Origin of the sequence: Streptomyces sp. NPDC005202 (genome assembly GCF_040608235.1) — a bacterium.
In the GTDB taxonomy this organism is placed as follows: Bacteria; Actinomycetota; Actinomycetes; order Streptomycetales; family Streptomycetaceae; genus Streptomyces.
This window is the reverse complement of the sequence record NZ_JBEXHW010000001.1, coordinates 94,468-118,039: the sequence shown is the minus strand read 5'-3', so window position 1 is coordinate 118,039 and position 23,572 is coordinate 94,468. Positions and strand designations below refer to the sequence as shown.

At 70.8% G+C, this 23,572-nt stretch carries 22 protein-coding genes and 1 pseudogene; 11 read left to right on the top strand and 12 right to left on the bottom strand.

Annotated elements, in window-relative coordinates; all coding sequences use genetic code 11:
- Nucleotides 1–13: 13 nt before the first annotated feature.
- Genes ABZV31_RS00495 through ABZV31_RS00480 form a run of 4 tightly spaced genes read left to right on the top strand, consistent with a single transcriptional unit; the run spans nucleotide 14 to nucleotide 4,927 of the window.
- On the top strand, nucleotides 14–973 hold the full coding sequence (locus ABZV31_RS00495) for an ABC transporter permease (protein WP_355886139.1): 960 nt from the start codon (nucleotides 14–16) through the stop codon (nucleotides 971–973).
- Nucleotides 973–2,952 carry a dipeptide/oligopeptide/nickel ABC transporter permease/ATP-binding protein gene (locus ABZV31_RS00490; protein ID WP_355886136.1) on the top strand — a complete coding sequence of 660 codons (1,980 nt, stop codon included), beginning with the start codon at nucleotides 973–975 and terminating at the stop codon, nucleotides 2,950–2,952. The genes ABZV31_RS00495 and ABZV31_RS00490 overlap by 1 nt, the downstream gene beginning before the upstream one ends.
- Entirely contained in the window at nucleotides 2,949–3,995 is a 1,047-nt protein-coding gene (locus tag ABZV31_RS00485) for an ABC transporter ATP-binding protein (protein ID WP_355886134.1), read from the top strand. Before ABZV31_RS00490 ends, ABZV31_RS00485 begins: the two co-directional genes overlap by 4 nt.
- Nucleotides 3,992–4,927 (top strand): dihydrodipicolinate synthase family protein, encoded by a 936-nt coding sequence (locus ABZV31_RS00480; RefSeq protein WP_355886131.1) that lies wholly within the window; start codon nucleotides 3,992–3,994, stop codon nucleotides 4,925–4,927. Before ABZV31_RS00485 ends, ABZV31_RS00480 begins: the two co-directional genes overlap by 4 nt.
- Here ABZV31_RS00480 and ABZV31_RS00475 read toward each other — a convergent pair.
- The 3 genes from ABZV31_RS00475 to leuA form a co-directional block, all read right to left on the bottom strand.
- Nucleotides 4,845–6,167 carry a sialidase family protein gene (locus tag ABZV31_RS00475; protein WP_355887519.1) on the bottom strand — a complete coding sequence of 441 codons (1,323 nt, stop codon included), beginning with the start codon at nucleotides 6,165–6,167 and terminating at the stop codon, nucleotides 4,845–4,847. The two genes, ABZV31_RS00480 and ABZV31_RS00475, sit on opposite strands and share 83 nt — an antisense overlap.
- Nucleotides 6,168–6,355: 188 nt before the next feature.
- Nucleotides 6,356–7,051, bottom strand: a complete 696-nt coding sequence (locus ABZV31_RS00470) for a TerB family tellurite resistance protein (protein ID WP_355886128.1) — start codon at nucleotides 7,049–7,051, stop codon at nucleotides 6,356–6,358.
- Between the two features lie 185 nt (nucleotides 7,052–7,236).
- Complete coding sequence (gene leuA, locus ABZV31_RS00465) at nucleotides 7,237–8,958, bottom strand: 2-isopropylmalate synthase (RefSeq protein ID WP_355886126.1); 1,722 nt, start codon at nucleotides 8,956–8,958, stop codon at nucleotides 7,237–7,239.
- A 358-nt stretch (nucleotides 8,959–9,316) separates the two neighbouring features.
- Here leuA and ABZV31_RS00460 point away from each other — a divergent pair, with 358 nt between their 5' ends.
- From ABZV31_RS00460 to ABZV31_RS00445, 4 genes are all read left to right on the top strand, one after another.
- On the top strand, nucleotides 9,317–10,387 hold the full coding sequence (locus ABZV31_RS00460) for a M4 family metallopeptidase (protein ID WP_355886123.1): 1,071 nt from the start codon (nucleotides 9,317–9,319) through the stop codon (nucleotides 10,385–10,387).
- Nucleotides 10,388–10,408: 21 nt separating this feature from the next.
- The gene (locus ABZV31_RS00455) at nucleotides 10,409–10,675 is read left to right on the top strand and encodes a protealysin inhibitor emfourin (RefSeq protein ID WP_355886121.1); all 267 of its coding nucleotides are present in this window, start codon (nucleotides 10,409–10,411) and stop codon (nucleotides 10,673–10,675) included.
- Between the two features lie 89 nt (nucleotides 10,676–10,764).
- Nucleotides 10,765–12,069 (top strand): GH1 family beta-glucosidase, encoded by a 1,305-nt coding sequence (locus ABZV31_RS00450; protein ID WP_355886119.1) that lies wholly within the window; start codon nucleotides 10,765–10,767, stop codon nucleotides 12,067–12,069.
- Between the two features lie 199 nt (nucleotides 12,070–12,268).
- Nucleotides 12,269–13,360 (top strand): hypothetical protein, encoded by a 1,092-nt coding sequence (locus ABZV31_RS00445; RefSeq protein WP_355886117.1) that lies wholly within the window; start codon nucleotides 12,269–12,271, stop codon nucleotides 13,358–13,360.
- On the opposite strand, the gene era is transcribed toward ABZV31_RS00445, so the two are convergent.
- Nucleotides 13,242–14,195 carry a GTPase Era gene (gene era, locus ABZV31_RS00440; protein ID WP_355886116.1) on the bottom strand — a complete coding sequence of 318 codons (954 nt, stop codon included), beginning with the start codon at nucleotides 14,193–14,195 and terminating at the stop codon, nucleotides 13,242–13,244. The two genes, ABZV31_RS00445 and era, sit on opposite strands and share 119 nt — an antisense overlap.
- 173 nt (nucleotides 14,196–14,368) lie before the next feature.
- Between era and ABZV31_RS00435 the strand changes: the two genes are divergently transcribed.
- Nucleotides 14,369–15,682: an ammonium transporter gene (locus ABZV31_RS00435; protein WP_355886113.1), complete on the top strand. Its 1,314-nt coding sequence runs from the start codon at nucleotides 14,369–14,371 to the stop codon at nucleotides 15,680–15,682.
- On the top strand, nucleotides 15,679–16,017 hold the full coding sequence (locus ABZV31_RS00430) for a P-II family nitrogen regulator (protein ID WP_355886110.1): 339 nt from the start codon (nucleotides 15,679–15,681) through the stop codon (nucleotides 16,015–16,017). Before ABZV31_RS00435 ends, ABZV31_RS00430 begins: the two co-directional genes overlap by 4 nt.
- Before the next feature lie 59 nt (nucleotides 16,018–16,076).
- Here the strand turns inward: ABZV31_RS00430 and ABZV31_RS00425 are convergent, their stop codons facing one another.
- The 3 genes from ABZV31_RS00425 to ABZV31_RS00415 form a co-directional block, all read right to left on the bottom strand.
- A complete protein-coding gene (locus ABZV31_RS00425) occupies nucleotides 16,077–16,553 on the bottom strand; it encodes a hypothetical protein (protein WP_355886107.1) in 477 nt (158 codons plus the stop codon).
- Nucleotides 16,554–16,758: 205 nt separating this feature from the next.
- The gene (locus ABZV31_RS00420; RefSeq protein ID WP_355886105.1) at nucleotides 16,759–17,112 is read right to left on the bottom strand and encodes a cytidine deaminase; all 354 of its coding nucleotides are present in this window, start codon (nucleotides 17,110–17,112) and stop codon (nucleotides 16,759–16,761) included.
- Complete coding sequence (locus tag ABZV31_RS00415) at nucleotides 17,090–17,413, bottom strand: hypothetical protein (protein ID WP_355887517.1); 324 nt, start codon at nucleotides 17,411–17,413, stop codon at nucleotides 17,090–17,092. The genes ABZV31_RS00420 and ABZV31_RS00415 overlap by 23 nt, the downstream gene beginning before the upstream one ends.
- Nucleotides 17,414–17,484: 71 nt before the next feature.
- Here ABZV31_RS00415 and ABZV31_RS00410 point away from each other — a divergent pair.
- A pseudogene (locus tag ABZV31_RS00410) lies at nucleotides 17,485–17,930 on the top strand (MFS transporter); the annotation flags it as partial.
- On the opposite strand, the gene ABZV31_RS00405 reads toward ABZV31_RS00410, so the two are convergent.
- The 5 genes from ABZV31_RS00405 to ABZV31_RS00385 form a co-directional block, all read right to left on the bottom strand.
- Nucleotides 17,892–18,251, bottom strand: coding sequence for an MmcQ/YjbR family DNA-binding protein (locus ABZV31_RS00405; RefSeq protein WP_355886103.1), 360 nt, complete (start codon nucleotides 18,249–18,251; stop codon nucleotides 17,892–17,894). The pseudogene ABZV31_RS00410 and the gene ABZV31_RS00405 overlap by 39 nt on opposite strands.
- Nucleotides 18,248–19,558 (bottom strand): hemolysin family protein, encoded by a 1,311-nt coding sequence (locus ABZV31_RS00400; protein WP_355886100.1) that lies wholly within the window; start codon nucleotides 19,556–19,558, stop codon nucleotides 18,248–18,250. The genes ABZV31_RS00405 and ABZV31_RS00400 overlap by 4 nt, the downstream gene beginning before the upstream one ends.
- Entirely contained in the window at nucleotides 19,555–20,052 is a 498-nt protein-coding gene (ybeY, locus tag ABZV31_RS00395; RefSeq protein WP_103838288.1) for an rRNA maturation RNase YbeY, read from the bottom strand. Before ybeY ends, ABZV31_RS00400 begins: the two co-directional genes overlap by 4 nt.
- Nucleotides 20,053–20,067: 15 nt before the next feature.
- On the bottom strand, nucleotides 20,068–21,138 hold the full coding sequence (locus ABZV31_RS00390; protein WP_355886098.1) for a PhoH family protein: 1,071 nt from the start codon (nucleotides 21,136–21,138) through the stop codon (nucleotides 20,068–20,070).
- A gap of 214 nt (nucleotides 21,139–21,352) precedes the next feature.
- Nucleotides 21,353–23,455 carry a glycoside hydrolase family 31 protein gene (locus ABZV31_RS00385; RefSeq protein ID WP_355886095.1) on the bottom strand — a complete coding sequence of 701 codons (2,103 nt, stop codon included), beginning with the start codon at nucleotides 23,453–23,455 and terminating at the stop codon, nucleotides 21,353–21,355.
- Between the last annotated feature and the right edge of the window lie 117 nt (nucleotides 23,456–23,572).

The window sequence follows — 23,572 nt, the reverse complement described above, 5'->3', positions numbered from 1 at the left end:
GGGAGTCGAGCCCGTGGTCGCCGTCGTCCGCATCCTGCTCCGCCGTATCGCCCTGCTCGTGCCGCTGATGCTCGGCATCGTGCTGTTCGTGTTCCTGGTGATGCGGTTCTCGGACGTCGACCCGGCGTCCGCGTTCTTCCAGGGCGCCAACCCGACGCCGCAGCAGCTGCACGACTTCCGGGAGCACAACGGCCTGCTCGACCCGCTCCCGGTCCGCTACGTCCACTTCGTCGGCGACCTGCTCCACGGCGACATGGGCACCAGCGCCCTGACCCGCGCGCCGGTCGTCGACCAGGTCACCACGGCGCTGCCCCTCACCCTCCAGCTCACCTTCCTCGGGCTGGCCATCGCGGTGGTGCTGTCGCTGGTCGGCGGGGTGACCGCCGCGATCCACCGGGACCGGCTGCCCGACCAGGTCATCCGGGTGGTCTCACTGACCGGGGTCGCCGCGCCCGGCTTCTGGCTGGCGCTGCTGATGATCCAGTACCTGGCGGTCGACCGGGGCTGGTTCCCGACCGGCGGCTACATCAACCCGGCGGACTCCTTCACCGGCTGGCTGAAGACGATGACCCTGCCGGCGTTCGCCCTGTCGTTGCCGGTGGCGGCGCAGCTGACGCGGATCGTGCGGACGGCGGTGGTGGAGGAGCTGGACAAGGACTACGTACGGACGGCGATCGGGAGCGGGCTGCCGCCGCGGGTGGTGGTGGGGCGCAATGTGCTGCGCAACGCGCTCATCAACCCGCTGACCGTGCTGGGCCTGCGCGTCGGCTATCTGCTCGGCGGCGCGGTCGTCATCGAGACGATCTTCTCCCTGCCCGGCATGGGCGAGCTGATGATCGACGCCGTGAAGAACGGCGACCCGGCCGTCGTCCAGGGCGTCGTCCTGACCACGGCCACCGGCTTCGTCGTCGTCAATCTCGTCATCGACGTTCTCTACCTGCTGGTCAACCCGCGACTGAGGGAAGCGACCTGATGTTCGGCCTGATGTTCACGCGCAAGGGCCTCGCCGAGGCCCTGACCCGGCCCGGTGTCCGGCTGCGCGCCTGGCGCCGGCTGCCGCTGCTGTCGAAGGCCGCGGTCTGCTTCCTCGCCTTCGTCGTGCTGACGGCGCTGCTCGCTCCCCTGCTGGCGCCGGACGACCCGCTCGACCAGCAGCCGCCGGTCGACGGCACCGGGCACCCGTCCGCCGCGCACTGGATGGGCCAGGACAGCCTCGGCCGGGACATCCTCAGCCGGCTGATGTACGGGGCCCGCTGGTCCCTCGCGATCGGGCTCGGGGCGACCGCGCTCGCCCTGGTGGTGGGGGCGGTCGTCGGGGCGGTCGCGGCCACCTCCCGCAAAGGCGTCGACGAGACGCTCATGCGCTGCCTGGACGTGGTGATGGCCTTCCCCGGCATCGCGCTGGCCGCCGTGCTGGTCGCCGTGTTCGGTGGCGGGATCACGGTGCTGATCTGCGCGATCGCGTTCCTGTTCACCCCGCCGGTCGCCAGGGTCGTCCGGGCCAACGTCCTGGACCAGTACGGCGAGGACTACGTGACCGCGGAATCGGTCATCGGCGCCCGCACGCCCCACATCGTGCTGAAACACGTGGCGATCAACTGCGCCGCCCCGGTGCTGGTGTTCTGCACCGTCCAGGTCGCCGAGGCGATCGTCTTCGAGGCGTCGCTGTCCTTCATCGGCGCGGGTGTCCGGCCGCCGGACCCGTCCTGGGGCAGCGTCATCGCGGACGGCAAGAACATGGTGCTCACCGGCGGCTGGTGGGCGACCGTCTTCCCGGGACTGCTGATGCTGGTCACCGTCCTGTCGCTGAACATCCTGTCCGAGGGCGTGTCGGATGCGTGGGCGGCTCCGGCGGCGCGCGACGTCGACGTACGCGAGGACCGCCTGGAGACGCCGGAGCCCGGAAGCGGCGAGGTCCTGCAACTGCCCGGCCTGACCAAGGCCGCCCGGCGGCTGCGCTCCCGTGCCCGTCCGCTTCCCGGCGGGCAGCCGGTGCTCGCCGTCGAGAACCTCGCCATCCGGTTCGAGGGCCGGCACGGCGGCGTGGACATCGTCGACGGCATCAGCTTCGAGGTGCACCCGGGTGAGGTCCTGGGCCTGGTCGGCGAGTCGGGCTGCGGCAAGTCGCTGACCGCGCTGGCGATCATGGGTCTGGAGCCGAAGGGCGCCCGGGTGCGCGGCCAGGTGCGCTTCGGCCGGCGCGAGTTGCTGGCCGAGCCCATGCGGGCGCGCCGCAGGCTGCTCGGCCACGAGATGGCGATGATCTACCAGGACGCCCTGTCCTCCCTGAACCCGGCGATGACGATCCGGGCCCAGCTGAAGCAGGTCGTACGGCGCGGAGGCCGCCGCAGCCCGGCCGAGCTGCTGACGATGGTCGGCCTCGACCCTGCACGCACCCTGCGCAGCTACCCGCACGAGCTCTCCGGCGGCCAGCGTCAGCGCGTGCTGATCGCCATGGCGCTGTCCCGCGAGCCCAAGCTGATCGTCGCCGACGAGCCGACGACGGCCCTGGACGTCACCGTGCAGGCGCAGGTCATCGAGCTGCTGCTGAGGCTGCGGGAGGAGCTGGGCTTCGCGCTCGTCCTCGTCTCGCACGACCTGGCCCTGGTCGCGGACGTCACGGACCGGGTGGTCGTGATGTACGGCGGGCAGATCGTGGAGACGGGCGTGACCGCGGACCTGGTGGAGGCGCCGGCCCACCACTACACGCGCGGGCTGCTCGGCAGCGTGCTGTCGCTCGAGTCGGCGGCCGCCCGGATGACGCAGATCAAGGGGGTCGTGCCCTCGCCCGCGGACTTCCCGGCCGGGTGCCGGTTCGCCGACCGGTGTCCGCTGGCGAGCGAGATCTGCCGGAGCACCGCCCCCGCCCTGCTGGGCAGCCGTACGCACACGGCCGCCTGCCACCACCCGGCCGTCGACCTGGTGACCACGGAGAGCGAGGCCGTCAAGTGACCGTACCCGTCTCAGCCGCCGGCGCGAGTCCGCTCGTCGAGCTGTCCGGCGCGCACGTCGTCCACAGGGCCCGCAGCGGCGGCCTGTTCACCCGGGACAGGGTGTACGCCCTGACCGGTGCCGACCTCGCCGTGGCGCCGGGCGAGACCGTGGGTGTGGTCGGCGAATCGGGCTGCGGCAAATCGACGCTGGCGAAGGTGCTGGTGGGCGTGCAGAGACCGACCTTCGGCACGGTGCTCTTCAAGGGCCGCGACCTGTGGGCGATACCGGCCGCCGAACGCCGGGCGGCCGTCGGCCGCAGCACCGGCATGATCTTTCAGGACCCGTCGACGGCCCTGAACCGGCGGCTCACCGTCCGGCAGATCCTGCGCGACCCCCTCGACGTGCACAGGAGCGGTACACCCGCCCAACGGGAGGACCGGGTACGCGAGTTGATGACCCTCGTCGGCCTGCCCCGGGCCCTCGCCGACGGCCTGCCCGGCCAGCTCTCCGGCGGCCAGCGGCAGCGGGTCGCCATCGCCCGCGCCCTGGCCCTCGACCCCGACCTGGTGGTCGCCGACGAGCCGACGAGCGCCCTGGACGTGTCCGTACGGGCCCAGATCCTCAATCTCCTGCTGGACCTGAAGGAGCGCCTGGGCCTGGCCCTGGTCTTCGTCTCGCACGACATCCAGACAGTACGGCGGATGAGCGACCGCGTGATCACCATGTACCTGGGCCGGATCGTCGAGGAGGCGCCGGCCGACCGGATCACCGACCGCGCCCGGCACCCGTACACCCGCGCCCTGTTCTCCGCCACCCCGGGCCTGCTGGACCCGATCGACCCCATTCCGCTGGTCGGGCCGGTGCCCTCGGCGACGCGGCCGCCGAGCGGGTGCCCGTTCCGGACGCGCTGCTGGAAAGCGGACGACGTCTGCGCTTCGGTTGTACCCGACTTCTCGGCCGCGTCGACCCCGGGACACCTCTACCGGTGCCACCATCCTGTGGAGGAGGACCTGTCGACCCGCGACCTCGTACGCCAGAGCCGTCCAAGGGAGCCTTCATGACCTTCCCCGCCCCGCTGACCGGTGTCGTCCCGCCCGTCTGCACCCCCCTGACGCCGGAACGCGAGCTGGACGTTCCCTCGCTCCTCAGGCTCGTCGACCACTTGGTGGAGGGCGGCGTGCACGGCCTGTTCGTGCTCGGCTCGACGTCGGAGGCCGCATACCTGACGGACCGGCAGCGCAGGCTCGTCGTGGAGACGGTGGTCGCCCACCTGGGCGGTCAGCTTCCCGTGCTGGCCGGGGCGATCGACATGACGACGCCCCGCGTCCTCGACCACGTCGCCTCCGTCACGTCGGCGGGCGCGCAGGCGGTCGTCGTCACCGCCCCCTTCTACACCCGCACCCACCCGGCGGAGATCGCCCGCCACTACCGCCAAGTCGCCGCCGCCTGCCCGGTCCCGGTGCTCGCCTACGACATCCCCGTCTCCGTGCACAGCAAGCTCCCCGCCGGCCTGGTCCTGGAACTCGCCGCCGACAGGGTACTGGCCGGGCTGAAGGACTCCAGCGGAGACCTGGGCGGCTTCCGGGAGGTCGTCACCGGGGCCCGGACCCGCCCCGACACCACCGGCTTCAGCGTGCTCACCGGCTCCGAGCTGGTCGTCGACGCCGCCCTCGCGCTGGGCGCCGACGGAGCGGTGCCCGGCCTGGCCAACGTCGACCCGCACGGCTACGTCCGCCTCTACCGCCTGTGCCGGGCGGGCGACTGGGACGGCGCCCGGGCCGAACAGGAACGCCTGTGCGCCCTGTTCGGCATGGTGGGCGTCGGCGACCCCGCACGGATGGGGGGCAGCTCCTCGGCGCTGGGCGCGTTCAAGGCGGCGCTGCACCTGCGGGGCGTCATCGACTGCCCGGTCACGGCGGAGCCGCAGGTCCCGCTGTCGCCGGAGGAGGTGGAGCGGGTGGGGAAGTTCCTGGCCGGGGCCGGGCTGCTCTAGAGGGTCGCGTCCAGAGGTCGCCTCTGGAGGTCACGCCCAGAGGTCGCGTCCAGAGCTCGTCCGCCGGCAGCCGCCGGAACCCGATCGTCTCGTACGGTCCCCTCACCCCGGTCTCGTAGAGGATGCCGACGGTGTGGTGGTTCACCGGTACGAGGTCGGAGTAGGCGGCCGGCTGCTGGGACAGCGTGAGCGCCCTGTCGAAGGTCTGCCCGCCGTCCGTGCTGCGCCAGACCGCCATGGCCCTGCGGGCGGTGGGCACGGACGGCGCGGAGAACAGCAGTGGGGCGCCGGGGCCGCGCAGTTGCAGGACGCTTCCCTCGACCACCGGCACGTCGTTCAGGGTGGGCTGCACCGCGTAGGGGCGGTCGAGGGTCTCGCCGCCGTCGCCGGAGTAGCTGTCGAGGCGGTTGCCGGGGCTGGTGCCGTTCTGGTCGCGGGAGCCGACGTAGAGACGGCCGTCGGGGAGCTGGGCGGCGGTGGACTCGTTGGCGTTGTCCACGCCGTCGTAGGTGTCGTCGACGTAGCCGAGGTGCCAGATACGGCCGCCGTCGTCGCTGTAGATCGCATGGGCGCCGTAGTAACTGGCCTCCTGGCCGGTGTCGGAGGACCCGGCGGGCGGGGCGGCCGAGTGGTCGGCCGGGACGACCAGCCGGCCCGCGTGCGGGCCCCGGGTGAGCGCGACGGCGTGCCCGGGCCCGGTGGCGTACCACCGCCAGTCCTCCGGCTTCACCTCGTCGGTGATGTCGCGCGGCGCCGTGAAGTGACGCCCGTCGTCCCGGCTGCGCTGCACGAACACCCGCCGGCTCTGCCCGGGCGTGACCTCGCCGCGCATGATCTGCGCCTCGGTCACCCCGCCGCCGTTGTAGGAGGTCACCAGCACGACCGCGCCGCTGCGCGGATCGACCACGGGCGCCGGGTTGCCCCGGGTGTCCCCGTCGCCCGCGGCGGCGACCTCGAGCGGGCCCCAGGTGCAGCCGCCGTCGGTGGACCGCCTGAGGACGACGTCGATGTGCCCGGTGTCCCCAGCACCGTCGTGCCGCCCCTCGGCGAAGGCGAGCACGGTGCCCCTGCGGGTGGTGATCGCGGCGGGGATGCGGTACGTGTCGTAGCCGCCCTCGCCCGAGACGTACGGGACGGAGGAGGTGCAGCCCGGCCCGGCGGAAGCGGAGGCGGGGGTCGTGGTGACGGTGAGCGGGGTGAGGAGCACCGCGGCGACGAGGAGGATGCGGTTCGGACTCAGGGGGTCATTCCTCTCCCTCGAAGGGTGGGCGGGCCGGTTTGGTCCCACGGTCCCCGCTGTCACCGGTGTCGATTCGTACGCCGCGGTGACGGGTGCGGTCGTGACGGCGGCGCGCCGACGGGCACCGCGGACGCGTCGGCGGTCAAGACGGCGTCGCGCCGCCACCGGCAGTCGGGTCACGCCGACGGTCACGACGGCGTCCGTGCCGCCGCCAGCAACCGGGTCACGTCGTCCGTGCAGATGGTCAGGGCCGCCCCGACCGTGGTGAGGGCGTCGCGCTCGGCGGGGGTGTAGGGGCCGTCGGCCAGGGCGATGCGGGCGGCCTGGAGGAGGATCGATTCGCGGCCGACGGGGGCGAGGTGCGGGGCCAGCGGGTCGAGGGCCTCGTGGAGCTCTATGGCCAGGCCCGTGCTGCACGGCTGGTCGTAGACCCGCCCGGTGTCCGCGGCCAGCGCCTCGACCAGGGCGGCCAGCTGCTCCTCGGTGCAGTCGTCGAAGCCGGCCGCGCGGACCGTGGCCGCGGCGGTCTCCAGGGACGTACGGGAGCAGGTGCCGCCCGCCGCCAGTACCGCCAGGGCGACGGTGTGCACGGCGTCGCGGAGCATCGCGGAGAAGCGGGTGGTGGTCGGGTGGTCGAGGACGTCGGTGCCGAAGTGGTGGCGGCAGGCGGCGCACTCGACGACCGGCCCGGTCACCCCGCGCGGCAGCAGCGGCACGCCGAGGACGGTGAAGCGCCGGCGGCCGCTGAGGCGCTGGTAGTTGCGGTCGCCGCCGCAGCCGGGGCAGAAGAACTCGCCGTCGCCGACGGCCGTCCACGCGGTCCGGGTGCCCAGTATGCGCGCACGTCGGGCAGCACGGCCGTTTCGTCCCCGTCCAGGCAGCACGTCGCACCTCCGTAACCGCCGCGGCACCATCGCCGCGCTGGCGTGATGTTAGCCACATCGGTGAGGCGTCGTCAGTACCCCGGACGAGACCTTTCCGTGACCTGCGCGGGCTCTTGGCCGGTATACGACGGGGTCCCGCCCGCCGGAAGTCGGCGGACGGGACCCGAAACGGCCGGTCAGAGGGGTCAGCGAGCCGCCCGGTTGACCGCCGAGACGACCGCCTTCAGCGATGCACGTGTCGTGTTCGCATCGATACCGATCCCCCACAGGACCTTGTCCTCGATGGCACATTCGATGTAGGAGGCGGCCTGCGCGGAGGCACCCTCGCTCATCGTGTGCTCCTGGTAGTCCAGCAGGCGTACGTCGATGCCGATGGAGTGCAGGGCGTCGAAGAAGGCCGAGATCGGACCGTTGCCGGAGCCGGTCAGGACGGTGTCCTCGCCGTCGACCGTGGCCTCGACGGTGAGGGTGTCCACGCCGTCGGTGTCGGTGGTCGACTGGCCCGTCTTCACCTGGATGCGGCCCCAGGGGTTGTCGGGGTTCGGCAGGTACTCGTCCTGGAAGACCTCCCAGATGTCCTTCGGCGTGACCTCGCCGCCCTCGGCGTCCGTCTTCGCCTGGATGATCTTCGAGAACTCGATCTGCATCCGGCGCGGCAGCTCCAGCTTGTGCTCGTTCTTCAGGACGTACGCGACACCGCCCTTGCCGGACTGCGAGTTGACGCGGATGACGGCCTCGTAGGACCGGCCGACGTCCTTGGGGTCGATCGGCAGGTACGGCACCGCCCACTCGAGGTCGTCGACCGTGACGCCCTTGGCCTTGGCGTCGGCCTCCATGGCGTCGAAGCCCTTCTTGATGGCGTCCTGATGGGAGCCGGAGAAGGACGTGTAGACCAGGTCGCCCACGTACGGGTGGCGCGGGTGGACCTCCATCTGGTTGCAGTACTCCCACGTACGACGGATCTCGTCGATGTCGGAGAAGTCGATCTGCGGGTCGACGCCCTGGGAGAACAGGTTCATGCCCAGGGTGACCAGGTCGACGTTTCCGGTGCGCTCGCCCTGGCCGAACAGGCAGCCCTCGACGCGGTCGGCGCCGGCCATCAGCGCCAGTTCGGCGGCGGCGACGGCCGTACCGCGGTCGTTGTGCGGGTGGGCGGACAGGCAGACGAACTCGCGCCGCGACAGGTTGCGGTGCATCCACTCGAAGCGGTCGGCGTGCGTGGACGGGGTCGAACGCTCCACCGTGGCGGGCAGGTTGAGGATGATTTCGCGGTCCGGGCCGGGCTGCCAGACGTCCATCACCGACTCGCAGACCTCCAGCGCGAAGTCCAGCTCGGTGTCGGTGAAGATCTCGGGGCTGTACTGGTAGCCGAACTCGGTCTCCGGGCCCAGCAGCTTCTCGGCGTACTCCATCACCAGGCGGGTGCCGTCGACGGCGATCTGCTTGATGTCGTCCTTGGAGCCGCGGAAGACCACCCGGCGGAAGACCGGGGCGGTGGCGTTGTACAGGTGGACGGTGGCGCGCTTGGCGCCCTTGAGGGACTCCACCGTCCGCTCGATCAGGTCCTCGCGGGCCTGCGTCAGGACGGAGATCGTCACGTCGTCCGGGATCGCGCCCTCTTCCTCGATGATCGAGCGCACGAAGTCGTAGTCGGTCTGACCGGAGGCCGGGAAGCCGACCTCGATCTCCTTGTAGCCCATCCTGACCAGCAGGTCGAACATCGCGCGCTTGCGGGCGGGCGACATCGGGTCGATCAGGGCCTGGTTGCCGTCCCGCAGGTCGGTGGAGAGCCAGCGGGGGGCGACGGTGATCCGGTTGTTCGGCCAGGTGCGGTCCGGGATGTCGACCTGCTCGTACTGGCCGTACTTGTGGATGGGCATGGAACTGGGCTGCTGGCGGTTCGCCATGATTGCGTGGGCTCCTCGTAAAGTCCGCGGGTCCGCGGGTCCGGAAGGACGGCCGACGGCGCAACGCCAAACTCCGCGGGGAGGGGGTCGGCCTCGACTACAGGCCCTCGCCGCGGCAGCTAAGGAGAAGCAGCCCGAAACGCATGATGCTCCGCAGCCTAGCCGAGCCGCGCCGGATGTGCGGGCCCGTTCCAGTATGCGAAACCAGAGGGACAAACAGGACAAAAAGTGCTGCATATCACGCCGCACTCCCCTCCGTATCACTTCCCCACGGAACAATGGTCCCCTTGCCCCGATATTTCACCAATCATGGTTGCGGGTAGTGACAGTGGCATAACTCAGTGCAAGGGTGCCGGGCATGACCACCAACGGGGGCTTCAAGCCCGTTTTCTGCACGATCGTGCCGCCCCACGTCCTCGACCGCCTCGCGCGGCAGGACGACCCCGCGCTCGCCGGTCCCGCTCGCCGCACCCTGGAGCGCGACGCCTACGAGCGCACCCACCGCCGCCTGACCACGGTCATCGGTGCCCCGAGCGTCGCCCCGCCCGCGGCCGCCGAGCCCGGGAAGCCGCACCGCACCATCAACGACGTCCGGCACGGCACGGACCTGCCCGGCAAGAAGGTCCGCGGCGAGGGCGACAAGGAGAGCAAGGACGCCACGGTCAACCGCGCCTACGACGGCCTCGGCGCCACCTTCGAGCTGTACCTGAAGGCGTACGAGCGCGACTCGATCGACGGCAGCGGTCTGCCGCTGGACGCCAGCGTCCACTACGACGAGCAGTACAACAACGCCTTCTGGAACGGCGAGCAGATGGTGTTCGGCGACGGCGACGGCGAGATCTTCCTCGACTTCACCATCCCGATCGACGTCATCGGCCACGAGCTGACCCACGGCGTCACCCAGTACACCGCCAACCTGACCTACTTCGGTCAGTCCGGCGCCCTCAACGAGTCGGTCTCCGACGTCTTCGGCTCGCTGATCAAGCAGTACACGCTCGGCCAGACCGCCGCCGAGGCCGACTGGCTGATCGGCGCCGGGCTGCTCGCCCCGCGCGTGACCGGCAAGGCGCTGCGCTCGATGAAGGAGCCGGGCACGGCGTACGACGACGACGTCCTCGGCAAGGACCCGCAGCCGGCGACGATGGACGACTACGTCCGCACCGGCCGTGACAACGGCGGTGTACACATCAACTCCGGCATCCCCAACCACGCCTTCTACCTGGCCGCCACCGCCCTCGGCGGACACGCCTGGGAACGGGCCGGGCAGGTCTGGTACGACGTTCTGACGAGCGGCCGCCTGAAGCAGGACGCGCTGTTCGCGGACTTCGCCACGCTCACCGTCTCCGCGGCGCGGTCGCGATACGGCGACGGCGAGGAGCTGGAGGCCGTGCGGAAGGCCTGGGAGCGGGTCGGGGTGCGCACGCTGTAGTTCCGTACTAGACAGGGACCCATGCGTATTCAGGTGAGGCGCACAGGCGGTTTCGCGGGCATCGAGCGCCGTGCCGAGGTGGACACCTCGGGGCGGCCCGACGCGCACGAGTGGCAGGCCCTGGCCGAGAAGGCGCTGGCCGCCGGCCAGGGCACGCCGCCGATCGGGGTTCCGGACGGCTTCAGCTACGAGATCACGGTGGACGGGAAGACCGTGTACGCAGCGGATCCCCGGCTCACCGAGGAGCAGCGGAAGCTGATCTCGAAGGTGCTGAAGGAGGGGGCGTGAGCCGTCCCCGTGGCTCGCCCGGAGCGGGGTAACCACCAGTTCCCGCCCGGGCGTTGACTTCTGTTACCGGCGGTACGGATGATCCGCGCATGGCGACGAACCCGATACCTCAGTTCCCGGCCGGCTTCCTGTGGGGCGTGTCGACCTCGGCCCATCAGATCGAGGGGGCGGCTCACGAGCGCGCGGCGTCCGTGTGGGACGCGTTCACGGCCGAGCCGGGACGGGTGAAGGACGGCTCGACCGCGGCGGTGGCCTGCGACCACTACCACCGCTACCGCGAGGACGTGGCGCTTCTGGCCGACCTGGGCGTGGACGCGTACCGCTTCTCGATCTCCTGGCCGCGGGTGAACTCCCCCGGCGGCCTCGACTTCTACGACCGTCTGGTGGACGAGCTGTGCGCGGCGGGCGTACGGCCGGTTCCGACGCTGTTCCACTGGGATCTGCCGGTGGAGCTGGACTGGCTGGACCGGGACACGGCGTCGCGTTTCGCCGAGTACGTGTCGGTGACCGTCGGCCGCCTCGGCGACCGCGTGACCAAGTGGATCACCCTCAACGAGCCTGCGGAACACACCCTGTTGGGCCATGCGCTGGGCGTGCATGCGCCCGGAAAGCAGCTGTTGTTCGACGCGCTGCCGGTCGCCCACCACCAGCTGCTGGCGCACGGTCTGGCGGTGCGGGCGCTGCGCGCGGCCGGCGCCACGGACATCGGGATCGCCAACTCGCACGGTCCGACGTGGCCGGCGTCCCGCGAACCGGCCGACGTGGAGGCTGCGAAGTTCTACGACGTCCTGTTGAACCGCCTGTTCGCGGAGCCACTGATCCTCGGCCAGTACCCCGAAGGAATCGGCGGGTTGATGCCGGGGGACGTCGAGTCCGACCTGAAAATCATTGCCGAGCCGATCGACTGGTACGGCATCAACTACTACGCCCCGGCCCGGGTGGGGGCCCCGCAGGGCACGGAGACCGAGTTCGGCGGCATCACGATGCCCGCGGAACTCCCCTTCTCCGTACGGGAGATCGAGGGCCGCCCCCTCACCGACTTCGGCTGGCCCGTGGTGCCGGAGGGGCTGACGGAGCTGCTCACCGGCTTCCGGAAGCGGTACGGCGACCGGCTCCCGCCCGTCGTCATCACCGAGAACGGCTGCTCCTACGAAGGCCTCGACGACCAGGACCGGATCGCCTACCTCGACGGCCACATCCGGGCGCTGCACCGTGCGATGGAGGCAGGCGTGGACGTGCGCGGCTACTTCGTGTGGTCGCTGCTGGACAACTTCGAGTGGGCCGAAGGGTACGCGCGCCGGTTCGGGCTGGTGCACGTAGACCGCACGACGCTGGAGAGGACACCCAAGGCGTCGTACCGCTGGTTCCGGGATGTCCTGCGGGCCCGGAGATGACGACGGCCGTTGGGCCGGATCCGCGGAGTCGAGTGACGACAAAGCTCCGGTGCCGCGGCCGGTCCACACGGTGGAGTACTGCGGCCGGTGGCCGAGCTCCCGCCGGATGCGGTCCGTGGAGACAAGACCGCCAACTGCACCACGGATTCCACGAGTTGAGAGAAGATGATCCGCGGACGCGGCACGAGTGGGGGAGGGCATGATGCGCGACGGCCGGGGGCTGGTACTGGTGTGCGCCTGCTATCTGCTGATCGTCTACATCACCAACCGGGGCCTGATCGCCGCCCCGCGCTACCGCCTGCTCCAGGCGCGTCTGCGCGACTGCCGGGCCATAGCCGGGATCGTGGCCGCGGGCTGCGCCGACAAGTCCCCGGAGCAGGCGGTCGTCACCGCGGTCACGACCCGGCTGGAGGACCTGGAGCGCGGCGGCACCGTGGTCTGGCGGCTGACGTCCCACTTCGGAGTGATCGTCATCCCGCTGTCGAAACTCGCCGCCGCCTGGCGGGTCCTGCACGCCGCGGAACGCCGGCTCCTCGGCGTCGAGCCCCCGACGGAGGTCCTCGCCCAGCGGCAGTCGCTCCTGCTCCGGCTCGCCGCCTCCTCCGACCCCGGTGACGCCGAGCTGGCCGCGAAGCTCGGCGCGGAGTCCGCGGCCGATCCGGACACGCGCGAGGGCCGGGCCCTGCTGCTCGCCGCGGCCCAGCGCGTCCACGACCTCGAGGACAGCGCGTCGGAACGCGACTACGAGCAGCAGCGCATCGCGCTGTGGCTGGCGCTGATCGGCCTCGGTTCGATCCTGCTGATCGGCGCGGTGCTGGACCACCGGCAGACGATGCTCCTCGGCGCGCTGGGCGGCTTCCTGTCCCCGGTCATCGGGGTGTTGCGCTCGCAGCGGCCGTCGTCCTGGGGCGTGCTGGTGCTCGCGCCGGTCGGCGGTGCGCTCGCCGCCGTCGGCGGCCTGCTGCTGGTCCGCATGCTCGCCGATCCTGAACCTCCTCGGGCAGGTGTTCCTGGAGAACTCCTGGGGCGCCCCGGAACGCCCGATCGCCCTGGCCATCGCCCTGCTGTTCGGCTTCTCCGGCACCCTGTTCTCCCGCCTGGCCCTCACAGCCACCGGCCAACTGGCCGCGTCCGCACCGCCCCCACCCCGCGCGGCCTGACCCCCCGAAACCTCAGAAGCCCAGCCTGCGCAGCTGCTTCGGGTCCCGCTGCCAGTCCTTGGCCACCTTCACGTGGAGGTCCAAAAAGACCGGCGTTCCGAGGAGGGCCTCGATCTGTTTGCGGGACTTGATGCCGACCTCCTTCAGGCGCTTGCCCTTGGGGCCGATGATGATGCCCTTCTGGCTGGGGCGTTCGATGAAGACATTGGCGTGGATGTCCAGCAGCGGCTTGTCCGCCGGGCGGTCCTCGCGGGGGAGCATCTCCTCGACCACCACCGCGATCGAGTGGGGGAGTTCGTCGCGGACGCCTTCCAGCGCCGCCTCCCGGATCAGCTCGGCCACCATGACCTGCTCGGGCTCGTCCGTCAGGTCGCCCTCGGGGTACAGCGCCGGGCCCTCGGGCAGCAGCGGGATCAGGAGGTCGGCCAGCAGGTCCACCTGCTTGTTCGCGGTCGCCGAGACCGGCACGATCTCGGCCCAGGTGATCCCCAGCTCCTTGCCCAGCTGGTCGATCGCGATCAGCTGCTCGGCCAGGGACTTGGAGTCCACCAGGTCCGTCTTCGTGACGATCGCGACCTTCGGGGTCTTCTTGATCCCCGCCAGTTCCTTCGCGATGAAGCGGTCGCCCGGGCCGATCTTCTGGTCGGCGGGGAGACAGAAGCCGATCACGTCGACTTCCGCCCACGTCGTCCGTACGACGTCGTTGAGCCGCTCGCCCAGCAGTGTGCGCGGCTTGTGCAGTCCCGGTGTGTCGACCAGGATCAGCTGGGCGTCCGGACGGTGCACGATGCCCCGCACGGTGTGCCGCGTGGTCTGCGGCCGGTTCGAAGTGATCGCCACCTTCTGCCCGACCAGAGCGTTCGTGAGGGTGGACTTGCCCGCGTTGGGACGGCCCACGAAGCAGGCGAAGCCGGCGCGGTGGACGGTATCGGCCGGCTGCTCGGATGACTGGGTACGAACGCTCATGGCGCCCATTCTCCCTGATCGCCAAAGCCCCTCCGCACGGCCGGCCCCAGCCCCTGCCCGGTGAGGCTCCGGAAACCCCCACGCAATACGAAACGTCACGGAAACACACCCGTACGCAACCGGAAACGCACGCCGGTGACCCTCTGACGAGCCCCCACACCGTTGGAGAGACCGTGACCCTGGCCGCGTCCCACCTCGACACCGGCGACACCGCCTGGCTGCTCGCCGCGACCGCCCTCGTCCTGCTGATGACCCCGGGCCTCGCCCTGTTCTACGGCGGCATGGTGCGCACGAAGAGCGTCCTCAACATGCTGATGATGAGCTTCGTGTCGATCGCCCTGGTCACCGTGGTGTGGCTGGCCTGTGGCTACTCCCTCGCCTTCGGCGACGACATCGCGGGCGGCCTCATCGGCGGCCTGAAGCACGCCGGCATGGCGGGCCTCGGCCCGGGCAGCGTCCACGGCACCGTCCCCACCCTCCTCTTCGCCACCTTCCAGCTCACCTTCGCGATCATCACCGCCGCGCTGATCAGCGGCGCGATCGCCGACCGGGCGAAGTTCGGGGCGTGGCTGGTCTTCGTGCCCGTCTGGGTACTGCTGGTATACGTTCCCGTCACCCACTGGGTGTGGGGCCCCGGCGGCTGGATCCTGGACAGGCTCGGTGCCCTGGACTTCGCGGGCGGCCTGCCGGTCGAGATCACCTCCGGCGCCTCCGGCCTGGCCCTCTGCCTGGTCCTCGGCCCGCGCCTGGGCTTCAAGAAGGACGCGATGCGCCCGCACAACCTGCCGATGGTGATGCTGGGCGCCGGTCTGCTCTGGTTCGGCTGGTTCGGCTTCAACGCGGGCTCGGCCCTCGGCGCGAGCGGCCTCGCGGCCGCCGCCTTCCTCAACACCCTCGCCGCCGGCTGCACCGGTCTGCTCGGCTGGCTCTTCGTCGAGCAGAGGCGCGACGGCCACCCGACGACGCTGGGCGCCGCGTCGGGCGCGGTCGCGGGCCTCGTCGCGATCACCCCGTCCTGCGGCACGGTCTCCCTGCTCGGGGCGCTGGTCGTCGGCCTCGCCGCCGGCGTCGTCTGCTCGTACGCGGTCGGCTGGAAGTTCAGGCTGAACTACGACGACTCGCTCGACGTCGTCGGCGTTCACCTGGTCGGCGGCATCATCGGCACCCTGCTCATCGGTCTCTTCGCGGTCAAGGAGATGACCGGCGGGACGGAGGGCCTCCTCTACGGCGGCGGGCTCGCCCCGCTGGGCAAGCAGCTGCTGGCCGTGGTGGTCGTGGCGGTGTACGCCTTCGCCATGACGTACGGCATCGGCAAGCTGATCGACAGAACGACGGGCTTCCGCGCGAGTGAGGAGCAGGAGCACACCGGCCTGGACCTTACGGTGCACGCCGAGACCGCTTACGATCACGGGGTCCTGGGGCACGGCGCCCCGGTCGGCTCGTCCTCCGTCGTCTCCCCCGCCCAGAAGGTCAAGACCCAGGCATGAAGCTCATCACCGCGATCATCAAGCCGTACCGCCTCGACGAGGTCAAGACCGCGCTCCAGGAGCTCGGCGTGCGCGGTCTGACCGTGACCGAGGCGAGCGGCTACGGCCGCCAGCGCGGCCACACCGAGGTCTACCGCGGCGCAGAGTACCAGGTCGACCTCGTGCCGAAGGTCCGTATCGACGTCGTCGTCGAGGACGCCGACGCGGAGGCCGTCATCGACGCGGTCGTGAAGGCCGCACAGACCGGGAAGATCGGCGACGGCAAGGTGTGGGCGGTGCCCGTCGAGACGGTCGTGCGGGTCCGGACGGGCGAGCGCGGACCGGACGCCCTGTAGGCATCCGGCCCGCACGGCCCTCAGTCGAAACGAGCCTCCGAGACGGCCTCGGCCGAACCTCAGTCGAACACGAACGGGCCCGGTGACTGCGGCCCGGTCGCCGTGCACGTGATGGTGATCCCGAAGACCGTCATCTGCAGCGAGCCGCCGTATGCCTCCAGTCTGTCGCCGGAGGCCACGGTGCCGTCGAGCGGGCCGACCGTGACGGTGTCCCCGGCGGCCATGGCCGGGTTCTTCGTGCCGGTGAAGACGGTGGTGCCGCCGCCGGCCTTCACCAGGGTGAGCGTGGACTGGATCGAGTCCTGCGCCAGGGCGATCGGCGCGGTGATCGCGGAGGAGTTGACGGTGAGGGTGGCGGCGGCGCCGTCCTGCGTCGCCGTGAGCGTGGCCTCGCCGCCGCCGAAACTTCCGCAGTCGGCGATGATCGCCGCCGACTGGGGGCTGACGGCGACGGCGGTGGGCGCGAGGGCGAGCCCGGCGACCGCGAGGGCCCCGACCGCCAGTGCCGCACCTGATCCGATTCGCATGCCTTTCATGGGCTTTGGCTCCCTTCCCGTGTCTGGGAATGCCATGTGGGGAGGGACGGGAGATGCGCGCCGACGGTCCGTGCAGCGGGCAGGTGGGTGCGGGCACACTGCGCTGCGCGGAATCTGACGGTCCGTCGGAACCTACGGTTCCATTGATGCGCGAGGGGCGGGGGACGGCAAGGCTGAATTCCGGCCTACGTGAGCAGCAGTGCCCTCAGCCGGCCGAAACCCTCAGCCGCACGACACCGTCGAGCCCGGCCAGCAGTACCGGCGTCTCAGGCCCGCCCAAATCCCGTACGGCAGCCCGGTCCTCGGCCGATACCGCCTCGGCCTCGCTCACGACCGCCGCCGCCTCCAGCGACTTCGCCCCGGACGCCACCGCCATCGCCACCGCCGTCTGCAACGCACTCAGCTTCAGCGAGTCGAGGGCAACGGTCCCGGCGACATACGTACGTCCCGTCTCGTCCCGCACGGCCGCGCCCTCCGGCACTCCGTTGCGGGCCCGGGCCGCGCGGGCCAGGGTGACGATCTTGCGGTCCTCGGGGTCAAGCGCGTTGCTGTCGGTCATGCCCCGAGCATACGGAGAACCGCCCCGCTAACCCCGCAACGGGGTACATCGCCCCGCGCCGTCCCTCCGGCGAGGCCGCCACTCCAGCTTCGCCGCGGTGTTCGCCCAGGTGCCGGCGCGGCCCGACCTGACGATCGTGCTGCACACGCCGCTGGACGAGGATCTGGCCTGCGTCCTCGATGTTTCGCCGCTCCCACAGCTCGGTGAACTCCGGGCTCGCGCCCTTCACTTCGGCCGGCACCGCCTGGAACCCCTCGTCGAAGGGGCAGGCGGAGCACGCGGCCCGGAACTGCGCGACGATCGTGCGCGCGTTGCGTACCCAGCTCTTGCTGCGGGACCGGTACAGGCGGGTCGGTGAAGAAGTCGACGACGCAGTTCATCGGCCGCTTCGGCGCCCGCCACTCCCTGGTCGGCTCCCTCACCGGCCAGGGAGCGCTCATTGCCGCGCTGCTCGGCCTGAACGCCCACACCTGGTCGGTGTGGCTCGCCGCGGCCGCCGTCTCGCCGGCGAGCATGTGCCACCTGGGCGCGATCATCTCCTACGGGCTGACGGTCACCTCCGGTGTCCCCGACGACGAACAGGGCCTGGCCACCGGCCTGGTCACCTCCACTCAGCGGGTGGGCGTCACCGTCGGCATCGCGCTCCTGGGCGTCCTGGCCACGCGACATCCTCCGACCTGCTGTCGGGCGTCCACACGGTGATGGCGCTGGACGCGGTGATCGTCCTGGCGGCGGCGGTGCTGGTCGGCCCGGGGCTGCGCGGCCGCCGGACGGCCGTCTCAGGGGCGGTCGAGGCGGAGGCGGTCGGCTCGCGGTAGACCGGCCACCACCAGGTCGTACGAGTCCTCGATGAGCTCCCGGACCAGGCGGTCCGGGAGCTCGCCGTCGACGACGACCGTGTTCCAGTGGCGTTTGTTCATGTGGTAGCCGGGGACGATCAGGCCCTCGTACTCGGTGCGCAGGCGGATCGCGTCCTCCGGGTCGCACTTCAGGTTGACCTTCAGCGGGCGGGCATCGAGGTTCGACAGGGCGAAGAGCCTGCCGTGGACCTTGAAGACGGAGGTCTCCGGGTTGAAGGGGAAGTCCTCCACCGCCGCGTTGAACGACAGGCAGAACGCGCGCAACTCGTGCGGGGTCACTCCGGCTTCTTCTCCCCGTCGCCCTTGGGCTCGGCCCGGCCCACCGGCTCCACCAGCACGGTCACGATCTTGTTCCGACGGCCGGCCGCGGCCTCTGCGGTCAGGCGCAGCTCCCGGCCGTCGGGGAGTTCGACCACGGACGACGCCCCGGCGATGGGCACGCGGCCCAGGGCCTTGGCGAGGAGTCCGCCGACCGTCTCGACGTCCTCGTCGTCGTAGGCCTCGAAGCCGTACAGCTCGCCGAGGTCGGTGACGTCGAGGCGGGCGGTGACGCGGTAGCGGTCGTCGCCGAGCTCCTCCACGGGCGGAAGTTCGCGGTCGTACTCGTCGGTGATCTCGCCGACGATCTCCTCGAGGATGTCCTCGATGGTCACGATGCCGGCCGTGCCGCCGTACTCGTCGATGACGACGGCGACGTGGTTGCGTTCCTTCTGCATCTCGCGCAGCAGGTCGCCGGCGTTCTTGGTGTCCGGCACGAAGACCGCCGGGCGCATGGCGGTGGACACCAGCTCGTTCTCCGCGTCACGGCTGATGTGCGTCTTGCGGGCCAGGTCCTTCAGGTACACGATCCCGACGATGTCGTCCTCGCTCTCGCCGGTCACCGGGATGCGCGAGAAGCCGGAGCGCAGAGCGAGAGTGAGGGCCTGGCGGATCGTCTTGTAGCGCTCGATCACCACCAGGTCGGTGCGCGGGACCATGACCTCGCGGACGAGAGTGTCGCCGAGTTCGAAGACCGAGTGCACCATGCGGCGCTCCTCGTCCTCGATCAGCGACTCCTGCTCGGCGAGGTCGACCATCGCGCGCAGCTCCGCCTCGGAGGCGAAGGGGCCGCGGCGGAAGCCCTTGCCGGGGGTCAGCGCGTTGCCGATGAGGATCAGCAGAGAGGGGATCGGGCCCATGATCCTCGCCAGCGGCAGCAGGACGTACGCCGCCGCGGTGGCCGTGTTCAGCGGGTGCTGGCGGCCGATGGTGCGCGGGGAGACGCCGACGGCGACGTACGACACCAGGACCATGACCGCGATCGCGACCAGAAGGGCCTCGGCCGTGCCGGCGAACTCCTCCAGGCAGGCGTACGTGACCAGCGCGGCCGCCGCCATCTCGCAGGTGACGCGGACCAGCAGCGCCACGTTGAGGTAGCGGGTCGGGTCGGCGGCGACCTGGGCGAGCTTGGCGCTGCCCCGGCGGCCGGACTTCACGGCCTCCTCGGCGCGGAAGCTGGAGACGCGCGCGAGGCCCGCCTCCGCGCAGGCGGCGAGCCAGGCGACGACGACCAGCGCGATCGCGCCGACGACGATCTGCGGACTCATGACACGGTCGGGGCAGGGGACGGGCCGGTCAGGCCCCTCTCCGCGCGCCAGCCGTCCACGATGGCTGCCTGAAGACCGAACATCTCGGCCTTCTCGTCGGGCTCCTCGTGGTCGTACCCGAGAAGGTGCAGCACGCCATGGACGGTGAGCAGCTGGAGCTCCTCGTCCATGGAGTGCTGCGTCGGGGCCTCGGCGCCCTGCTTCGCGGCGACCTCGGGGCACAGCACGATGTCGCCGAGGAGGCCCTGCGGGGGCTCGTCGTCGTCCTTCGACGGCGGACGCAGCTCGTCCATCGGGAAGGACATGACGTCCGTCGGCCCCGGCAGGTCCATCCACTGCACGTGCAGCTGCTCCATGGCGTCGGCGTCCACGACGATCACCGAGAGCTCGGAGAGCGGGTGGATGCGCATCCGCGCGAGTGCGTAGCGGGCGATGTCGAGGATCGCCTGCTCGTCGACCTCGGTTCCGGACTCGTTGTTGACGTCGATCGACATGGTGTTGCCGTGTCTCTACTTCCCCTTGTGCCCGGACCTGCCCCGGCCGCCCTTGTGCGTGCCGTTCTCGGTGCCGTGCTTGCTGTCGTACTTCTCGTACGCGTCGACGATACGGCCGACGAGCTTGTGCCGTACGACGTCGTGGGACGTCAGGCGCGAGAAGTGGACGTCCTCGACACCTTCCAGGATCTCCTGGACCTGGCGCAGACCGGACTTGGTTCCATCCGGCAGGTCCACCTGGGTCACGTCACCCGTGATCACGATCTTCGAGTCGAAGCCGAGGCGGGTGAGGAACATCTTCATCTGCTCGGGGCTCGTGTTCTGGGCCTCGTCCAGGATGATGAAGGCGTCGTTGAGCGACCTGCCGCGCATGTACGCCAGCGGCGCGACCTCGATCGTCCCCGCCGCCATCAGCCGGGGAATCGAGTCCGGATCCAGCATGTCGTGCAGCGCGTCGTACAGCGGGCGCAGGTACGGGTCGATCTTCTCGTAGAGGGTGCCGGGCAGGAAGCCCAGGCGCTCTCCCGCCTCGACCGCCGGCCGGGTCAGGATGATGCGGTTGACCTGCTTGGACTGCAGGGCCTGCACCGCCTTGGCCATGGCGAGGTAGGTCTTGCCGGTGCCGGCGGGGCCGATGCCGAAGACGATCGTGTGCTTGTCGATCGCGTCGACGTACCGCTTCTGGTTGAGCGTCTTGGGGCGGATCGTCCGGCCCCGGGAGGACAGGATGTTCTGCGTCAGTACCTCGGCCGGGGTCTCCGGTCCGTCGCCCTCGCCGTTCTCGCTCGCCCGGAGCATGGCGATAGAGCGTTCCACTGCGTCCTCCGTCATCGGCTGTCCGGTGCGGAGCACCAGCATCATCTCTGCGAACAGGCGCTGGATCAGGGCGACGTCCGCCGGGTCGCCGACCGCGCTGATCTCGTTGCCCCGGACGTGGATGTCGGCCCCCGGGAAGGCCCTCTCGATCACGCGCAGAAGGGAGTCGCCGGAACCCAGCACGGTCACCATGGGGTGCTGGGCGGGGACGGTGAACTGTGCTCTCGCCTGCCCCTGCGCGGGGGTGCTGGCTGTGGGTGTCTGAGTCATGGGCCGGCGCTGTAGGCCTGCGGTTCCTCCTCGTCACGGCCGCGTAGCTGAGGGCGGCCTCGCGCTCTCCAGGGTACGACGCTGGGGTGACAAGGCCGAAGGGCTTTTCGGGGCCGGGGTTCTTCGTGTGCCGCCGAGTGCCGCCTCTACGAGCAGGGGGCGCCCCCCGGCGGGCTGGGTGGCGGGCCCGTCCTGGAGGACGGGCCCGTCGTCGTCAGTCGTCGCCGCGCAGGGCCCGCAGGGCCTTGGCCGCGCCCTTCGCCCGGAGGTTCACGAAGGCGGGGGTGACGCCCAGGGGGGTGTCGTAGCCCGTGACGGTCTTCGGGCCGTGGCTCACCGTGCCGTGCTGGACGTCGTACCAGACGCCCGGCGGGAGGTGCACGGTCCGGCTCGCGCCGTCGGTGAGCTGCGGGGCGGCGAGGACCGCGGGGCCGAGCAGCCACTCGTCGGTGACGGTGTAGGCTGCCTTGTCCTGCGGGAAGTCGAAGAACAGCGGCCGCATGATCGGGTCGCCGGTCTTCAGCGTCTGCTGCACCTGGTCCCGGATGTAGGGCGCAAGGCGTTCGTGCTGCGCGATCGCCTTGCGGTAGAGGTCGATGGTCTCCTGGTCGTACGTCACCTTCCTGCCGGTCGTCACGTCGATGGTGTCGACGGGTGACGTGGAGGAGTACATGAGCGGCATCAGCGACGCGGACTGCGCCCAGCGCACCAGCACCTGCTTGCCGGGGGCGGGCTGGGCGCTGGAGCCGCCGATCATGTCCGTGGTGACGAACGGGTAGCCGATCGTGGAGATGGCCAGGTTCTGGGTGACGGAGGCGCGCAGCGAGTCCCACCCGGTGCCCTTGTCCACCTGCCGGGTGACGAAGCCGGCGCGGTGGGCGGTGGCGTCCCAGTGGACGCGGATGCCGACGCCCTGGAGGTCGAACTCGTCGGCGAGCTCGGCGCCCAGCCGCTGGTAGTCGGTGGGCTGGTAGCCCTCGTGCGGGGCGCACCTGTCGTCGAAGAAGCGGGTGTCGAACTTCAGCCCGTCGACGCCGTAGTCGCTCATCAGGGTCCTGAGCCGGCCGACGTACCAGGCCCTGGCGTCCGGGTTGGCGAGGTCGACGATCCCGGCGGTCCCGTTCCACCAGGTGACCCTGCACGGCTGGGCGGTGTCGGCCTTGTCCCTGAGCAGGTAGCCGTGGTCGGCGGCGTACTGGTACTGGTCGGAGTCCAGGTTGATCCACAGCGTCACCCAGAGCCCGAAGTCGAAGCCGAGGTCGTGGATCTTCTGCGCCATGGCCCTGGGGTCCGGGTAGGCCTTCGCGTCGAAGGTCATGTTCCCGTAGTGGGACTCCCATTTGTCGTCGAGCTGAAGCGTGTGCCCGGTCAGGCCGGCCGCGTGCAGGTCCTGGGCGTAGTCGAGGAGCTTCGCCTGGTCGACGTGGGTGTAGAACTGCGCCCAGGAGTTCCACACCGGCTTCGCGTACTGCTCGTACGTGGCGTCGCTCTGGGCCGGCTTGCCCACGATGCCGACGTAGTCGCGGTAGACCTCCAGCGGCGTGGACTCCACGAAGACGGTCGCCCGGTACGGGTCCGCGGACTCGATGTCGAAGCGGCCGAGGCCGTCCTTGCCCTCGTTGATCGCCACGTCCATGACGTGCCCGGTGTCGACGTGGAGCCCGGCCGCGCTCGACGTGTACCAGAAGGGGTCGATCATGTAGTACGAGGCCGGGCCGAAGGACGGGTGCACGACCTCGCCGCTGTCGAGCGGCCAGGGCTGGTCGGTGCCGGGGCCGCCCCGGGAGGTTACGGCCTCGCCGTGCCCGTACCAGTGCCCGGCGGACTTCAGGTCGTAGGCGAGACCGAGCCGGTCGGGGTGGGCGCCCTTGACCTGCCAGTCGAGGTGGTAGCGGTCGGCGGAGGGGGTGATGCGGGCCTCGACGGTGGCGCCGGCGGCGGTGGTGTCGGCGGTGAGGGTGAGGACGCCGTCCTTCCAGGACCAGGCGGTGACCTTGGTGGCGTGCTGCGGGCCGCCGCCGGTGCGGAAGCGCAGGGCACCGGTGTCGCCGCCCGCGGTGGCCAGGACGGTGGTGCCCAAGCGGCGGGTGGTGAAAGCCAGTTGAGTGGTCGTCACCTGGAGCGTGTAGCCGGGGGCGTTGCCGCTCGGCGGGACGGTCAGGGTGAGTCCGTCGGCGGAGGAGGTGACCTCGGGGGCGCGGGCGGCGGGGGCGGCCTGCGCCGGTGCCTGCGCCTGTGCGGTGAGGCCGACGGGGAGGGCGAGGGTGAGGGAGAAGGCGGCGAACAGCACTCTGAGTCTGCGTGATCGTCTACGCACGACGCATGTCCTTCGACGGAGGGGGCCTGAGCGGGGCGATGCAGGGTGTCCGTGCCAGTCCGTGCAAAAATGTGCTTGATTTTGCTGATAATTGAGCAGGAAACGTCACCTGTCAAT

Coding starts and splice junctions, on each gene's coding strand:
- ABZV31_RS00490 (WP_355886136.1), top strand. CDS start 973: ATGTTCGGCCTGATGTTCACGCGCAAGGGCCTCGCCGAGGCCCTGACC.
- ABZV31_RS00480 (WP_355886131.1), top strand. CDS start 3,992: ATGACCTTCCCCGCCCCGCTGACCGGTGTCGTCCCGCCCGTCTGCACC.
- leuA (WP_355886126.1), bottom strand. CDS start 8,958: ATGGCGAACCGCCAGCAGCCCAGTTCCATGCCCATCCACAAGTACGGC.
- ABZV31_RS00460 (WP_355886123.1), top strand. CDS start 9,317: ATGACCACCAACGGGGGCTTCAAGCCCGTTTTCTGCACGATCGTGCCG.
- ABZV31_RS00455 (WP_355886121.1), top strand. CDS start 10,409: ATGCGTATTCAGGTGAGGCGCACAGGCGGTTTCGCGGGCATCGAGCGC.
- ABZV31_RS00450 (WP_355886119.1), top strand. CDS start 10,765: ATGGCGACGAACCCGATACCTCAGTTCCCGGCCGGCTTCCTGTGGGGC.
- ABZV31_RS00445 (WP_355886117.1), top strand. CDS start 12,269: ATGATGCGCGACGGCCGGGGGCTGGTACTGGTGTGCGCCTGCTATCTG.
- era (WP_355886116.1), bottom strand. CDS start 14,195: ATGAGCGTTCGTACCCAGTCATCCGAGCAGCCGGCCGATACCGTCCAC.
- ABZV31_RS00430 (WP_355886110.1), top strand. CDS start 15,679: ATGAAGCTCATCACCGCGATCATCAAGCCGTACCGCCTCGACGAGGTC.
- ABZV31_RS00425 (WP_355886107.1), bottom strand. CDS start 16,553: ATGAAAGGCATGCGAATCGGATCAGGTGCGGCACTGGCGGTCGGGGCC.
- ABZV31_RS00420 (WP_355886105.1), bottom strand. CDS start 17,112: ATGACCGACAGCAACGCGCTTGACCCCGAGGACCGCAAGATCGTCACC.
- ABZV31_RS00400 (WP_355886100.1), bottom strand. CDS start 19,558: ATGAGTCCGCAGATCGTCGTCGGCGCGATCGCGCTGGTCGTCGTCGCC.
- ybeY (WP_103838288.1), bottom strand. CDS start 20,052: ATGTCGATCGACGTCAACAACGAGTCCGGAACCGAGGTCGACGAGCAG.
- ABZV31_RS00390 (WP_355886098.1), bottom strand. CDS start 21,138: ATGACTCAGACACCCACAGCCAGCACCCCCGCGCAGGGGCAGGCGAGA.